Annotated in this window: 12 protein-coding genes; 6 read left to right on the forward strand and 6 right to left on the reverse strand. The window is 67.6% G+C overall.

The window, feature by feature from the left end; all coding sequences use genetic code 11:
• On the forward strand, nucleotides 1-188 hold a 188-nt coding region (locus J7520_RS18220), incomplete at its 5' end, for a hypothetical protein (RefSeq protein ID WP_291191565.1).
• A 99-nt stretch (nucleotides 189-287) separates the two neighbouring features.
• On the opposite strand, the gene J7520_RS18225 is transcribed toward J7520_RS18220, so the two are convergent.
• Nucleotides 288-1,898, reverse strand: a complete 1,611-nt coding sequence (locus J7520_RS18225) for an inorganic phosphate transporter (protein ID WP_291191568.1) — start codon at nucleotides 1,896-1,898, stop codon at nucleotides 288-290.
• Between the two features lie 128 nt (nucleotides 1,899-2,026).
• On the opposite strand from J7520_RS18225, the gene J7520_RS18230 reads away from it, so the two are divergent.
• The 3 genes from J7520_RS18230 (at nucleotide 2,027) to J7520_RS18240 (ending at nucleotide 6,303) form a co-directional block, all read left to right on the forward strand.
• A complete protein-coding gene (locus tag J7520_RS18230) occupies nucleotides 2,027-2,764 on the forward strand; it encodes an acetoacetate decarboxylase (RefSeq protein ID WP_291191571.1) in 738 nt (245 codons plus the stop codon).
• Between the two features lie 265 nt (nucleotides 2,765-3,029).
• On the forward strand, nucleotides 3,030-5,060 hold the full coding sequence (locus J7520_RS18235; protein WP_291191573.1) for a M13 family metallopeptidase: 2,031 nt from the start codon (nucleotides 3,030-3,032) through the stop codon (nucleotides 5,058-5,060).
• 124 nt (nucleotides 5,061-5,184) lie between these two features.
• Nucleotides 5,185-6,303, forward strand: coding sequence for a hypothetical protein (locus tag J7520_RS18240; RefSeq protein WP_291191575.1), 1,119 nt, complete (start codon nucleotides 5,185-5,187; stop codon nucleotides 6,301-6,303).
• 42 nt (nucleotides 6,304-6,345) lie between these two features.
• Here J7520_RS18240 and J7520_RS18245 read toward each other — a convergent pair whose 3' ends face one another.
• The 3 genes from J7520_RS18245 to J7520_RS18255 all read right to left on the reverse strand — a co-directional run bounded on the left by J7520_RS18245 (nucleotide 6,346) and on the right by J7520_RS18255 (nucleotide 9,832).
• Nucleotides 6,346-6,966, reverse strand: coding sequence for a GyrI-like domain-containing protein (locus tag J7520_RS18245; protein WP_291191578.1), 621 nt, complete (start codon nucleotides 6,964-6,966; stop codon nucleotides 6,346-6,348).
• A gap of 83 nt (nucleotides 6,967-7,049) precedes the next feature.
• Entirely contained in the window at nucleotides 7,050-9,014 is a 1,965-nt protein-coding gene (locus J7520_RS18250) for an acetyl-CoA hydrolase/transferase C-terminal domain-containing protein (protein ID WP_291191581.1), read from the reverse strand.
• 200 nt (nucleotides 9,015-9,214) lie between these two features.
• Complete coding sequence (locus J7520_RS18255; RefSeq protein WP_291191583.1) at nucleotides 9,215-9,832, reverse strand: LysE/ArgO family amino acid transporter; 618 nt, start codon at nucleotides 9,830-9,832, stop codon at nucleotides 9,215-9,217.
• Nucleotides 9,833-9,938: 106 nt separating this feature from the next.
• On the opposite strand from J7520_RS18255, the gene J7520_RS18260 reads away from it, so the two are divergent.
• On the forward strand, nucleotides 9,939-10,841 hold the full coding sequence (locus tag J7520_RS18260) for a LysR family transcriptional regulator ArgP (RefSeq protein WP_291191675.1): 903 nt from the start codon (nucleotides 9,939-9,941) through the stop codon (nucleotides 10,839-10,841).
• Nucleotides 10,842-11,111: 270 nt separating this feature from the next.
• On the opposite strand, the gene J7520_RS18265 is transcribed toward J7520_RS18260, so the two are convergent.
• Together J7520_RS18265 and J7520_RS18270 are read right to left on the reverse strand one after the other, a co-directional pair.
• Nucleotides 11,112-11,432: a glycine zipper 2TM domain-containing protein gene (locus J7520_RS18265; RefSeq protein ID WP_291191586.1), complete on the reverse strand. Its 321-nt coding sequence runs from the start codon at nucleotides 11,430-11,432 to the stop codon at nucleotides 11,112-11,114.
• A 237-nt stretch (nucleotides 11,433-11,669) separates the two neighbouring features.
• Nucleotides 11,670-12,164 carry an SRPBCC family protein gene (locus tag J7520_RS18270; RefSeq protein ID WP_291191591.1) on the reverse strand — a complete coding sequence of 165 codons (495 nt, stop codon included), beginning with the start codon at nucleotides 12,162-12,164 and terminating at the stop codon, nucleotides 11,670-11,672.
• Nucleotides 12,165-12,565: 401 nt separating this feature from the next.
• On the opposite strand from J7520_RS18270, the gene dusA reads away from it, so the two are divergent.
• On the forward strand, nucleotides 12,566-13,552 hold the full coding sequence (gene dusA / locus J7520_RS18275) for a tRNA dihydrouridine(20/20a) synthase DusA (RefSeq protein ID WP_291191594.1): 987 nt from the start codon (nucleotides 12,566-12,568) through the stop codon (nucleotides 13,550-13,552).
• Nucleotides 13,553-13,625: the final 73 nt, after the last annotated feature.

A 13,625-nucleotide genomic window follows, 5' to 3' on the forward strand; every position in this document is an offset into this window, starting at 1 on the left:
TCAACGACGACGGCGCCAACATCTACGAGAACCCGGAAGGCACCGGCTGGCTGCGCATGAACGAAGGCGGCTTCCTGACCCAGGTCGACGGCGCTTTCCTCAGCACGATCCGTGACGACAACAACGCCGGCAACGATCGCGGTCGCGAGCGCATCACGCCGATCCGCCGCGACATCGGCGGACGCTGATACCCGCTGAGGGCACTCCAGCGCCGGGGCGTTCGTATCGCTTTCTCGATACGAACGCCCCGGCGTTTTTGCGTCTGTTCGCGCGAACGTCCGGACCGATCAGAAGATCCGGCTGAACAACCAGTACAGCGAACCCGACAGCGCGATCGCGACCGGCAGGGTCAGCACCCAGGCCATCGCCAGGTTGCGCACGGTGCTGAGCTGGAGGCCGGAACGGTTCGCGACCATCGTGCCGGCAACGCCGGACGAGAGCACGTGCGTGGTGGACACCGGCAGCCCGAACACGTCGGCGGCGCCGATGGTCGTCATCGCGACCAGCTCGGCCGACGCGCCCTGCGCGTAGGTCAGGTGCGTCTTGCCGATCTTCTCGCCGACGGTCACGACGATGCGTTTCCAGCCGACCATCGTGCCGAGGCCGAGCGCGATCGCCACCGCGATCTTCACCCACAGCGGAATGAACTTGGTCGCGTTGTCGATCTGCTGCTTGAACGCGCCGAGGTTCTTCTTCGCGTCGACGCCGAGGCCGTTGCCGGCGTCCTTGCCGATGAAGCGGATCGCCTCGGAGGCGAGATACATGTCGTTGCGCACGTTGGCGACGGCCTCGGCCGGCACCTTCGCCAGCGTGCCGTGATCCTTCACCTGCTGGCCGATGCTGCCGACCACCGCCGCCAGCGACGGCACCACGTCGACCTTCAGTTCGTGCGTGCGCACGTAGTCGCCGAGCGCCTTGCGCGGATCGGCCGCCGGCGGCGCCTTCGACGCTTCCGTCAGCGATTGCTGCGTCGCGCTCGCCATCGCCACGAACGGCACCATCTGGTCGGCCGGCATCGCGCGGTTCAACGCGTAGGCCATCGGTACCGTGCCGACCAGGATCAGCATGATCAGGCCCATGCCCTTCTGGCCGTCGTTGGAGCCGTGCGCGAACGAAACGCCGGTGCAGGTCAGGATCAGCAGGCCGCGGATCCACCACGGCGGCGGCGTGTTGCCCTTCGGCTCGCGGTACAGCGCCGGATTCTTCACCAGCGCGCGCAGCGCGATCAGCAGCAGCGCGGCGACGCCGAAACCGATCAGCGGCGACAGCAGCAGCGAATAGCCGACCTTGATCGCCTGCGCCCAGTCGACGCCGCTGGTGCCGTCGCGGCCGTGCATCAGCGCGTTGGCGACGCCGACGCCGATGATCGAGCCGATCAGCGTGTGCGAGGAGGAGGCCGGCAGGCCGAACCACCAGGTGCCGAGGTTCCACAGGATCGCCGCGATCAGCAGCGCGAACACCATCGCGAAACCGGCCGACGAGCCGACCTGCAGGATCAGCTCGACCGGCAGCAGCGAGATGATGCCGAACGCGACCGCGCCGCTCGACACCAGCACGCCGAGGAAGTTGAACAAGCCCGACCACATCACGGCGAAATTGGCCGGCAGCGAATGCGTGTAGATGACCGTGGCGACCGCGTTGGCGGTGTCGTGGAAGCCGTTGACGAACTCGAAGCCGAGCGCGATCAGCAGCGCGACGCCGAGCAGGAAGTACGGCAGCCAGGTGGTCTTGATCGTGCCGGCCTCGGCGCTGCCGATGTCCGACACCAGGCTCCAGGCGCTGAAGGCGAGGCCGGCGGCGAGCACGCCGATGAACAAGAAGCCGGTCAGCGGGTTCGATTTGCGGTCGAGATCCGGGCGCGGCGAAGCGCGCTCGATGCTCAGGCTCGGCGACGACATGGGACGACTCCTCAGGGCGGGCCGACGAGGATCGTCCCGCTGCGTGCCAGATTTGTGACAATCGCCATCGGCCCGTCATGCGATGCTGTGAGCCTGGGGTGAAGTTCGTCGCATTCCGAGGAGCCCGCATGAAGTTGTCCGAAGTCCGCGAACGCGCGTTCGCGATGCCGCTGACCAATCCCTCCTATCCGCCGGCGCCATATCGCTTCCGCGATCGCGAGTACGTGATCGTCACCTATCGCACCGATCCGGAAGCGCTCGCCGCCGTCGTGCCGGAGCCGCTGGAGATCGTCGAGCCGGTGGTCAAGTACGAGTTCATCCGCATGCCCGATTCGACCGGCTTCGGCGACTACACCGAGTCGGGGCAGGTCATCCCGGTGCGCTTCCGCGGCGAGGAGGGCGTCTACGTCCATTCGATGTATCTCGACGACGACGCGCCGATCGCCGGCGGCCGCGAGATCTGGGGCTTTCCGAAGAAGCTGGCGAACCCGAAGATCGTGCACGAGGGCGACGTCATCGTCGGCACGCTGCACTACGGCAGCCAGCTCTGCGCCACCGGCACGATGGGCTACAAGCATCGCGAGGTCGATCGGGAGAGCGTGTTGAAGGCGCTGGCGGTGCCGAACTTCCTGCTCAAGATCATTCCGCACGTCGACGGCAGTCCGCGCATCCTCGAGCTGGTGCGCTACTTCCTCACCGACCTCACGCTGAAAGGCGCCTGGACCGCGCCGGCCGCGTTGCAGCTGCACGCGCACGCGATCGCCGACGTCGCGCGCCTGCCGGTGCTGGAGGTGAAGTCGGCGCTGCATTTCGTCGCCGACCTGACACTCGGCCCGGGCGAGGTCGTGCATGACTACCTGGCGTGAATGGACGGGTGCGGCATAGGCGCCAGTTCGATCTTCGGCGCCCGGCAATGTTCCGGACGCGACGTCATCTGCGCGAACGCGGAATCCATCTTTCACGGCGGCTCGAAATGGATACCCGCGTTCGCGGGCATGACGTCGATATGAAGGTAGGAGGCAGTACGCCGTAGGGGCGAAGCCGCCCTTGCCCCTGCCGTTCGGCCCATGTGATCGCCGGCGGCAGCGTCCTAGCATCGCTGCCTTCAGCCATCGCGAGGGAGTGGTCGCCATGTTGGGTTTTCGAATTCTACGCACCCGTCTGGTCGTCGCCTGCCTGTTCGCCACCGCCGGGCCGGCCTGGGCGGTGCACGGCATCGATCCATCCGACATCGACCGCAATGCCGATGCCTGTACCGACTTTTTCCAATATGCCAACGGCGCCTGGCGCGCCAGCCATCCGATCCCGCAGTACATGGACCGCTGGAGCAAGCGCTGGGAATCGGGCGAGCTCAACAAGCAGCGCGTGCGCGACCTGCTCGCCGACATGGCAGCCAAGCGCGACTGGCCGGCCGGCAGTGCCGAGCAGCTTTCCGGCGACTTCTACGCCGCCTGCATGGACGAGACGCACGTCGACGAACTCGGCCTGAAGCCGGCGCAGCCGCTGCTCGACGAGATCGCGGCGATGAAGACGTCCGCCGACGTGCAGCGCATGATCGGCCGCCTGCACGAGATGGGCGTCGGCGTGCCGTTCAAGCTGCTGGTGGAGCAGGACCTGCATGATCCGACCCGGGTCATCGCGCACGTCGACGCCGGCGGCCTCGGCATGCCGGACCGCGACTACTACCTGAAGACCGACAAGCGCTTCGTCGAGGCGCGCGACAAATACCGCGCGCACGTGGCGAAGATGTTCGAGCTGGCCGGCGCGAAGCCGGCGGCGGCGAAGCAGGAGGCCGCTGTCGTGTTCGCGTTCGAGAAGCGCCTGGCCGAGGCCTCGCTGGACAACGTCGCGCTGCGCGATCCGCACAACCAGGACCACAAGACGAACTTCGCCGGCCTGGTCGCGCAGGCGCCCGCGTTCGACTGGGCGGCGTATTTCGACGCCGCCAAGATCCCGCACGACGACTTGAACGTGACGCAGCCGAAGTTCCTGCAGCGCTTCGCCACGGAGCTGAAGTCCACGCCGGTCGCGCAGTGGCGGACCTACCTGCGCTGGCAGACGCTGAACGCCGCGGCCGACACGCTGTCGGCGCCATTCGTCGATGAGAACTTCGCCTTCAACGGCCGCTACCTCGCCGGCACCACCGAGATGAAGCCGCGCTGGAAGCGCTGCGCCGAGGCCACCGACCAGCAGCTCGGCGAGGCGCTCGGGCGCAAGTACGTCGAGAAGTATTTCCCGCCGGAAGCCAAGGCGCGCATGCAGGACATGGTGAAGAACATCCTGCTGGCGATGAAGGACACGATCCAGGGCCTGGACTGGATGGGCGAGGAGACCAAGAAGAAGGCGCTGGAGAAGCTCGCCACGTTCAACCCGAAGATCGGCTATCCCGACCAATGGAAGGACTACCGCGGCCTCGCCGTCGGCCGCGCCAGCCATTGGGACAATACCGTCGCCGCCTCGCGCTGGAACACTGCCGACGAGCGTGCGCAGATCGGCAAGCCGGTCGACCGCGGCCGCTGGGGCATGACGCCGCCGACCTCGAACGCGTACTACAACCCGTTGTTGAACGAGATCGTCTTCCCGGCCGGCATCCTGCAGCCGCCCGCGTTCGACGTGAACGCCACCGACGCGGTCAACTACGGCGCGATCGGCGTCATCATCGGCCATGAGATCAGCCACGGCTTCGACGACCAGGGCGCGCAGTTCGACGCGCAAGGCCGCCTGGCCAACTGGTGGACGCCGGAGGACGAGAAGAAATTCCAGGCACGCGGGCAGTGCGTGGTCGACCAGTTCGAGGGCTATTTCATCGAGCCCGGCATCCACCACAACGGCAAGCTCGTGCTCGGCGAATCGATCGGCGACCTCGCCGGCGCCAAGCTGGCCTGGCTCGCGTATCGCAAGTCGCGCGAAGGCAAGGCGCCGGAACCGACGCTCGACGGTTTCACGCCCGAGCAGCAGTTCTTCATCGCCTGGGGCCAGGTGCGCGGCGACGAGACGCGGCCGGAGACGCAGCGCACGATGGTGCAGGGCGACCCGCATCCGGTGGCGAAATTCCGCGTCAACGGCCCGCTGTCGAACCTGCCGGCGTTCCGCGAGGTGTTCCAGTGCAAGGCCGGCGCCGCGATGGTGCGACCGGACAAGGATCGCTGCGAAGTGTGGTGAGCGCGGCGCGCGCTTCGGCGCGCGTCCTTCGGCGGCGCCGCCGGACCGCGGCGCCGCCCTGACAGCGTCATCCTCGTTCGCTAGGCTGTTCCGGTCGATCCGATGATCGCCGAAAGGGCCTGCGATGAACGCGAACGAAGTCGTCGTCCATTCCGGTGCGATTGTCGTGCTGCGTCACTTCGACGTCGCCTACTCGATCGACCTCGATCACGCCGAGCGCTTGTGCGCGGCGCGCTCGAAGGCCGGCCAGCGCGGCCGCCTCAGTTCGGTGCCGGAGAAGGCGCTCGCGTTCGGCCGGCCGCCGGTGCTGCTGCCGCTGGCGCCGTTCGCGCTGGACATCGGAGGGTGCGTGCGCGACGTCAGCGCGACCGCGCGCCTGTACGACTTCGGCGTCGTCGTGCTGGCCGTGCGTCTGCCGGTCGCCGACTGCTGCTGGTCGGACTTCGCCGCGCTGGTGCAGTCGGCCGACCTGGCGATCGGCCCGGCGGCGCACCGCGGACCTTGGGAACGCCTACTCGAGGAAGTGCGCGCCGTCGTCGCGCCGGCCCTGCTGCGACCGTCCACCGCGACGCTCGAGGAAGACTATCTGCTCGCCGTCGTGCACGAACTCGGCGAGCCGCTGACGGCGGAGGTGCTGCAGCAGCGGGTCGATCTGGCGCCGCTGCTGTCCGGCGAGACGCGGCGCCTGTCCGAGCCTGCGCGGCGCGATCTGCTGCGGCAGAGCTATTCCTACTACGAGGACGACCTCGTCGTGCTGACCTGGGACCGCGCCTTCATCTACGAGCCACGTGGCGACTCCGACGTCGCCGACGTGCTCGAAGTCGCCAACGCTCAGTTGCTTGAGCTGCGCTACTACGACGAACTGCTCGACGACGAACTGCCGCGCATGTACGACCTAGTCGAGGAAGCGCGCGGCGCGGCCTCGCTGCGCGCCGCGCGCCGGTTCGCGCATCTCGCGCGGCGGCTGTACGCGCTGGTCGCCGAAGTCACCGAAGTGACCGAGAAGGTCGACAATGCGCTGCAGGTCACCGAAGACGTCTACCTGGCGCGCATCTACGCCGCCGCGCTCGACCTGTTCCGCGTGCCCAAGCTCGGCGCCGCGGTCGATCGCAAGCTGGCGATCGTGCGCGACACCTACACGGCGCTGTACGACGAGGCGTCGAGCCGGCGTGCGGAGTTGCTGGAAGTCGCGATCGTGCTGCTGATCGTGATCGAGATCGTGCTCGCCGTGCTGCGTCACTAGCGTCGCCGCCGCCTTCGTCGCGGCGCGCGCCGGGGCGGCGGCTCACCGCGGCTCGCTTCGCATCGGCTGCCGAATGATGGTCTTCCAGTTCTTCGGGTCCGCGCGACGAATGTCGGTCAAGTAGATCTCGTGGTGCTTGCCGGAGAGCCTGCCCCGGGCATCGATGAAGGCGTGGACGCGCTGGATGGTCGGACCTTCCTCGGAGAACGGCCCGACGTGCAGGACCTGCGCGCAGAGTCCTTCGTGGAACGCTTCGAATCTCAGCTTCGAAAGGGCACGAATGTTCTTTCTTCTTCCGACGTCCGCTACGGCGTCGTCGAGGAGGCTGTGCTCGACGAAGGACGGCTGCAGGATCATCAGGGTCCATTTCCACCGCGACTTGTCCTGATCGGTGAACGAGGACATGTCGTCCGCCCACCATAGCCCCTCGAGCGGCATGACGGCGTAGTCGAAGCCCAGCGGCCCTTTCTTGACCATGAACTTCGCCGCGTAGGACACGGAAAACAGCGCTTCCACGGCCTCGGCGTACGCGCGCGAGGTGTTCGGATCGCCTTCGCCGTCGATCATCAGGAAGTTGAACGCCGGCACGTCGACCTGCGCCACCTCCTTCGTCGACGGCCGGTAGAGCGGCCCGAGAGTTTTCTTGAGATCGATCTTTTCCATTGGGGTCGAGGTCACGGTCTTCGATCGAACAGTTGCCGGCCGCCGGATTCCCGTTCGAGGCAGCGACGGTTTTGCACGGAGCCTCAGGCGATCGCCTTGGTGCGCGCCAGCGCGCCCCGCACCAGGCGCGCGTACAGGCGTTCGCGCCAGGACAGATCCCGGCGCGCGAAATCGAGCCGTTCGAGCACGGCCGGCGCTTCCGCCGCATTGCCGGGGGCCAGCAAGGCGCCGAGCAGCGAAGGCCAGCGCCGCGGTTCGGCCAGGCCCGACTTCAGCCAGAGCAGGGCCGGCAGCACGCGCCGTTCGGTGGCGTCGAAATCGCTGCCGAACGGGAACGTCGGCAGCACGCCGCGTGCGGCGAACGGCTGCAGCCTGTCGCGCAAGGCCTGCGGCGTGTTCGCGCGCCACGCGTCCGGCACGCGGAAGTTGCGCGGCAGCTTGCCGGCGCGCACGGCCTCGGCGGCGAGCGCGTCGACGAAGCGCGCGTCGCTGATCGCCAGCATCGCGCGCACGCAGGCCTCGTCGGAGCGGCCGCGCAGGTCGGCGACGCCGTATTCGGTCACGTAGACGTCGCGCAGGTGGCGCGGAATCGTGGTGTGGCCGTAGTTCCAGCGCAGGTTCGACTCGACGCGCCGGCCGCTCTTGCGCGTCGCGCGCAGCAACAGGATCGAGCGGCCGCCGGCCAGCGCATGCGCCATCGCGACGAAGTTGTACTGTCCGCCGACGCCGCTGACGACGCGGCCGTCCTCGAGCGCGTCCGAGGTCGCCGCGCCGAGCAGGCTCGCCATCATGCAGGTGTTGAAGAAGCGCGCGTCGCGGCGCTGCGCGGCGTCGAGCTGCTCGTGGCCGCCGTAGAGCTGGTTGATGTCGGATACGCGGCACATCGCCAGCCCCTCGTAGTCCTCGCCGTCCAATGTGCGCAGCCAGTCGTAGAACTCCTTGGTGCCGAGATAGAACGCGCCCTTGAGGTAGTGGCCGCCGCGCAGTTGCGCGGCGTCGACGGTGGCGCCGGCGTCGAGCGCGCGTTGCAATTCGATGTCGTCGTAGACGCGCCGCGCCAGGATGCCGGCGCGGCGCAGATGCATGAAGCCGTCCATGACCATCTCGCTGGCGCCGTACAGCCCGCGCGCGAACGGTGCGAGGCCGCCGACGCGCGCGATCAGCGCGTCCGCCGCCGGGTCGTCGCCGCGCAGCGCGCGCAAGGCGCCGAGATAGTCCGCGTTGTTGCGCTGGCGCAGCAGCAGCGCGTGCACGATCGCATCGGACAGCGCGCCGATGCCGATCTGCAAGGTGCCGCCGTCGCGCACCAGCGTGCTCGCATGCAGGCCGATGGCATGCTCGGCGAGATCGACCGCGCCGCGCGGCAGCGCGAACAGTGGCTGCGCCGGCTCGGCTTCTTCGACCAGCGCGTCGAACAGCTCCGGCCCGACTTCCGCGTCGCCGCCGAGGAACGGCAGTTCGGGATGCACCACGCCGATCACCAGCGGCCGCGGCTGCCCGCGCGCGGCCAGCGCGTCGAGCACGTCCAGCGTCACGTCCGGATTGCACGACAGGCTGTAGCGCGCGGCGGCGCCTTCGCCGCGGCGCGCGACCAGTTGCACGATCGCATCGAGCCCGTCGTCGGCGAGGTCGCGCGCGACCTGCGTGTAGTTGATGCTGGCGTAGTCGCGCTGCGCCTGCGCCGAGCCGAGCATCGCGCCGGATTGGAAATAGAACTCCTGCACGCGCACGTTCGCCGGCAGGCGTCCGGCCTTGAGGTCGATCACGTAGTCCAGGCGCGGATAGTCGGCGCCGAACTGGCGCGCCAGGAACGGTTCGAGGAAGCGGCGTTCGAGTTCGCTGCCGGCGGCGGGTGGATCCAGAGACAGCGCCGTGTACAGCGTCATGCGCCGCGCCGGATCGGCCTTGATGCGCGCGTACAGCGCGTTGAGCAGCCGGTTCGGCTTGCCGAGGCCGAGCGGCGCGGCGACGGCGAGATGCGGCGTGCCGCGTTCGATCAGCCGGTCGACCGCGGCGGCCGAGGAGAGATGCGGAGGGGGCGATGGCATGACGGTCACCTCGATCGCGGCGGATCGCCGCATTCTGCCAGCGGTGGAGATCCGCGGCTCGATGTCGGCAAGCGCTGCGGATTGGCGTACCCCTGGTTGGATCGGAGGAGAGTTGCCGGTCGCAGGCACGGACCATGGACCGGGCTGGAATGGACCGGTGATCCGGCCGACGGCGCTCTGAGCGGTTTCGACGCGCAAGCTCAGCCGAGCGGGCGGAGCAGCAGGAGCAGGCACAGCGCCAGCATGAAGACGGCGATGCAGCCGTCGAGGACGCGCCACGCCTGCGGCGCGCGGAAGATCGGTTGCAGCAGACGCGCGCCGAAGCCGAGCGTGGTGAACCAGGCCACGCTGGCCGTGCAGGCGCCGAGCGCGAAGATCCATCGCGATGCGCCCAGGTAACGCGTGGAAATGCTGCCGAGCAGGACCGTGGTGTCGAGATATACGTGCGGATTGAGGAAAGTGAACGCTAAGCAGGCGGCGATCACGCGTTTGCGGCTGGTCTGCTCGGCGCCGCCGGGCGCCAGCGCGCCCGTGCCGCGCCAAGCGCGCTGCGCCGCCATCAATCCGTAGGCACCGAGGAAGGCCGCTCCGCCGAATCGCAAGGCCTGAAGCAGGCCGGGCCAGGCCTTGACCAGCGCGCCGATTCCCGCGACGCCGAGCAGGATCAGCGCGATGTCGCCGAAGGCGCAGATCGCGACGACCCAGCCGACGTGCTGCCGTTGGAGTCCCTGTCGAAGGACAAAGGCGTTCTGTGCGCCGATCGCGACGATGAGGCCGGTGCTGGCGGCGAAGCCGGCGGCGGCTGCGGCGAGAAACATGGGCTGAGTGTCCCTGATGAAGGTGTTCTCATGATGGCGCCGTCTGCCGGATTAGGAAAACTAATAATCCTTACCGAGAATTAGCTATCCTCATGACGCCATGAGCGTGGATTTGCTCCATCCCCAGCTGGCGGCATTCGCCGCCGTGATCGAAGAAGGCAGCTTCGACGCGGCGGCGCGCCGGCTCTCGGTGACACCGTCGGCGGTCTCGCAACGGATCAAGGCGCTGGAGGATCGGCTCGGCCACGTGCTGGTGGTCCGTCAGTCTCCGTGTCGGCCGACGCCCTCGGGCGAGAAGCTGCTGCGCCGCGTGCGGCCGATGCAGGTGCTCGAGGCCGAAGCATTCGCCGATTTCCAGCCGGGCGAAGTCGACGGCGCGCACGGGCGACGCGTCGCCATCGCGGTCAACGACGACTCGCTTCAGACCTGGGTCCTGGCCGCGCTGGCCGAGCTGCATCGAACGCACGGCTACCTGTTCGACGTGCGCGTGGACGACCAGGACCACACGCTGGCCCTGCTGCGCGACGGCACGGTGCTCGGCGCGATCACTTCCGAAAGCCACGCCGTGCAGGGCTGCAACGTGCTGCCGTTGGGCACGATGCGCTACTACGCCATCGCGTCGCCGGATTTCGTGGCGAGGAATTTCTCGGCGGGATTGAATGCCGCAAGCCTGGCTCACGCGTCGATGATCGTGTTCAACCGGAAGGACGAGCTGCAATGGCGCTTCGTTCGTCGCGTCACTCGCGCGGCAATCGCGCCGCCGATCCACTATCTGCCGACGTCGACCGGATTCGTCGAGGCGGCGGCGCGAGGATTGGGGTGGTGTCTGGCGCCGGAGTCGCTTCTGGCGGCGGCGCTCGAGTGCAAGGAGATCGTCGTGCTCGACAAGAGGCGCGTGATCGACGTTCCCTTGTACTGGCAATATGCGTCGGTGCGCTCGGCCACGCTCCAGCATGTCAGCCAAGTTCTTCGGAAAGTGGCCGGAAACCGCTTGCGGCGCAGTAGCTAAGGATCGAGCTGAGGGTATCGCCTCGAGACTACTCGAGCCAAGGGTCGAGAGATTCCTGCCGCGCGTCGACTTCGCTCGACGCGCCTTGCACCTGGCCGTGCGCCATGCCTGGCCGAGATCCCTCGATGGCCGGATCCGGACGCGAGCGGATACCGGTCCCTTATTCGGCATGTACACCTGCCCGCTCAGTCGCTCCTGGAACGGGCCCGCCTGTGGAACGGATCGGAGGTCCTGTCATGGAACAGGCCGGCGACCGGCAATTCGACGCGCTCAGCCTCTCTCTTCGTGGCAGCGGCGCTCCATCGTGTAGGTGGCATGCCTGTTCTGGTGCGATTTCTGCACCTTGTTGCCCACCACGCCACCAGCCACGGCACCGCCGACGGTGGCCAGCGTCTTGCCCTTGCCGCCACCAATCTGGTGGCCTACCAGACCGCCCGCCACAGCGCCGATTGCCGTACCGGCAACGCGATGCTTGTCGCTGGAATCGATGTGCTTGACCCGTACGTCGTGGCAGACGAGATGCGTGCGCGGCGCGCGTTCGGCTTGCGCGACCATCGTTCCCGACAATGCAGTCAGGGTGAGAGCGCTCATGATCAGGACTCGGGTTTTCATCAAGGTACTCCTCGTCGTTTCCTCGTTGGCCCCAGAACTACGCTCTCGCAGGTGACTGTCCGATAAAAAGGCGCCCGTCCGGTCAGCGGCGGTTGCATTTGCGGCGGCGAGAGCGCTGCGGTGCCTTGGATGGGCGACCCCCAGCGTTTGGTACGAGCGTGACCGAGGTCGGGTTCGGATAGGTCGGCATCCTGCGATGATTCTTGCCGATCGTTTTCACCGATCGAGGTACGGGTCCTTCGGTCCATTCGGGAACCGGTCCGCCACCAGGTTCAGTTCGATGCCGTGTTCGAGCAGCGCCTTGAGGCCGGCGAGCGTCCAGGTGAATCCCTGGGTGGAGGCGGTGGCGTACTCCGTCAACTCGTCGCCTGATCCCGTCCAGCCGGACTCCATGATGCTGACGAAGGTCGCGTCTGCGCCTTGGCGCAGGAACTTCCATTCCACCGTGGTGCGGCCGCTGTATCCATCCCATTCGATGACGATGCGCCGATCGGGCTCGATGATCTTCGGTTCGACCTGGGTCGATCCGCCATACATCTCCCATTCCCAAGTCACCGGCTTGCCCGCTTCGAGCGGGCCGCTGCTTTTCGTGAACCAGAAGCGGGTGGTCGTCCGTGGATCGATGAAAGCCGCGAAAACTTCGGCGATCGGCTTGCGAATGAGCATGCCAGTCCTTGCCATGGGCTTCTTGCTGAGCACCAGGTCGTTCATGACGCCTCCTCCGGGATCGACGCCGAATCGAACCGACGAGCGCGGCCCCGAGCTATGTGAAATACGGAGTGCAGGACTGGTCCGTCGCGGCATCCAGTGGCTCGACCTTAGACGGGCGGCGCTGACTGCTGGATGACGTGCTTCCTCGCTTCCACTCGGACGCGGCCCATGCGATTTCGCTGTCGCCGCGCGCCTGACCGACGCTCATCGCGGTAGACCCATCGCTCGGTCGCGGTTGCCCACTGACGTGCGTCGTCATGGCGCAGGAAGGTTTCGCTGGCATACGATTGTTTGCGCCGGACCCGAACTCGCCAGCGACGCGGCGGCGGTCGCGTGAAGCCGGTCACTTTCGCGTGCGCGCACCATACGTCTTCTATGAGCTTGATTTACAAGGTAGTGAGTTGAACTACAACGAAAAAATTATCTCCGTGGCGCCGATGATGGACTGGACGGACAGACACTGCCGCGTCTTCCATCGCCTGCTCGCGCCCCACGCGCTGCTCTACACCGAGATGGTCACCGCACCGGCGGTGATCCACGGCGACCGCGCGCGCCTGCTCGGCTTCGACGCGAGCGAGCATCCGGTCGCCTTGCAGCTCGGTGGTTCCGAGCCGGCCGAGCTCGAGCAGGCCGCGCGCATCGGCGCGGAGCTCGGCTACGACGAGATCAACCTCAACGTCGGCTGCCCGTCCGATCGCGTGCAGTCCGGCCGCTTCGGCGCCTGCCTGATGCGCGAGCCGGCGCTGGTCGCCGAGTGCGTGGCGGCGATGCGCGCGGCGGTGTCGGTGACGGTGACGGTGAAGTGCCGGCTCGGCGTGGACGAGCAGGACGAGTACGCCGATCTCGAGCGCTTCGTCGAGCGCGTGCACGCGGCCGGCTGCACGCTGTTCGTCGTGCATGCGCGCAAGGCGTGGTTGCAAGGATTGTCGCCGAAGGAGAATCGCGAGGTGCCGCCGCTGAACTACGAGCGCGTGTACCGGCTGAAGCGCGATTTCCCGCAGCTGACGATCGTCATCAACGGCGGCATCGCCGGCGTCGGCGAGGTGCAGGAGCACCTGCGTCACGTCGACGGCGCCATGCTCGGCCGCACCGCGTATCACGAGCCTTACCGGCTCGCCGAACTCGAGCACGCGCTGTTCGGCACGCCGCTGCCGGATCGCGACGCGGTGCTGCAGCGTCTGCGTCCCTACGTCGAAGCGCACCTCGCGCGCGGCGATCGCTTGCAGCACATCAGCCGGCACATACTCGGTTTGTACCAGGGCCTGCCGGGCGCTCGCGCATTCCGCCGCGTGCTCAGCGAGGAAGCGCATCGCGCGAACGCCGGCTGGGACGTCGTCGAGCGCGCGCTCGCGGCCCGCCGCGGCGAGTCGAACCGGCGCGCGGCGTAGGTAGCGCTTCGAGGAAAGAGCGGAAGCTGGACGCGGATTGGCGCGGATCAATACGAATAGAGCGAAAAGACTC

Source organism: Dokdonella sp. (genome assembly GCF_017744955.1).
GTDB lineage: Bacteria > Pseudomonadota > Gammaproteobacteria > Xanthomonadales > Rhodanobacteraceae > Dokdonella_A.

Coding starts and splice junctions, on each gene's coding strand:
- J7520_RS18225 (WP_291191568.1), bottom strand. CDS start 1,898: ATGTCGTCGCCGAGCCTGAGCATCGAGCGCGCTTCGCCGCGCCCGGAT.
- J7520_RS18230 (WP_291191571.1), top strand. CDS start 2,027: ATGAAGTTGTCCGAAGTCCGCGAACGCGCGTTCGCGATGCCGCTGACC.
- J7520_RS18235 (WP_291191573.1), top strand. CDS start 3,030: ATGTTGGGTTTTCGAATTCTACGCACCCGTCTGGTCGTCGCCTGCCTG.
- J7520_RS18240 (WP_291191575.1), top strand. CDS start 5,185: ATGAACGCGAACGAAGTCGTCGTCCATTCCGGTGCGATTGTCGTGCTG.
- J7520_RS18245 (WP_291191578.1), bottom strand. CDS start 6,966: ATGGAAAAGATCGATCTCAAGAAAACTCTCGGGCCGCTCTACCGGCCG.
- J7520_RS18250 (WP_291191581.1), bottom strand. CDS start 9,014: ATGCCATCGCCCCCTCCGCATCTCTCCTCGGCCGCCGCGGTCGACCGG.
- J7520_RS18255 (WP_291191583.1), bottom strand. CDS start 9,832: ATGTTTCTCGCCGCAGCCGCCGCCGGCTTCGCCGCCAGCACCGGCCTC.
- J7520_RS18265 (WP_291191586.1), bottom strand. CDS start 11,432: ATGAGCGCTCTCACCCTGACTGCATTGTCGGGAACGATGGTCGCGCAA.
- J7520_RS18270 (WP_291191591.1), bottom strand. CDS start 12,164: ATGAACGACCTGGTGCTCAGCAAGAAGCCCATGGCAAGGACTGGCATG.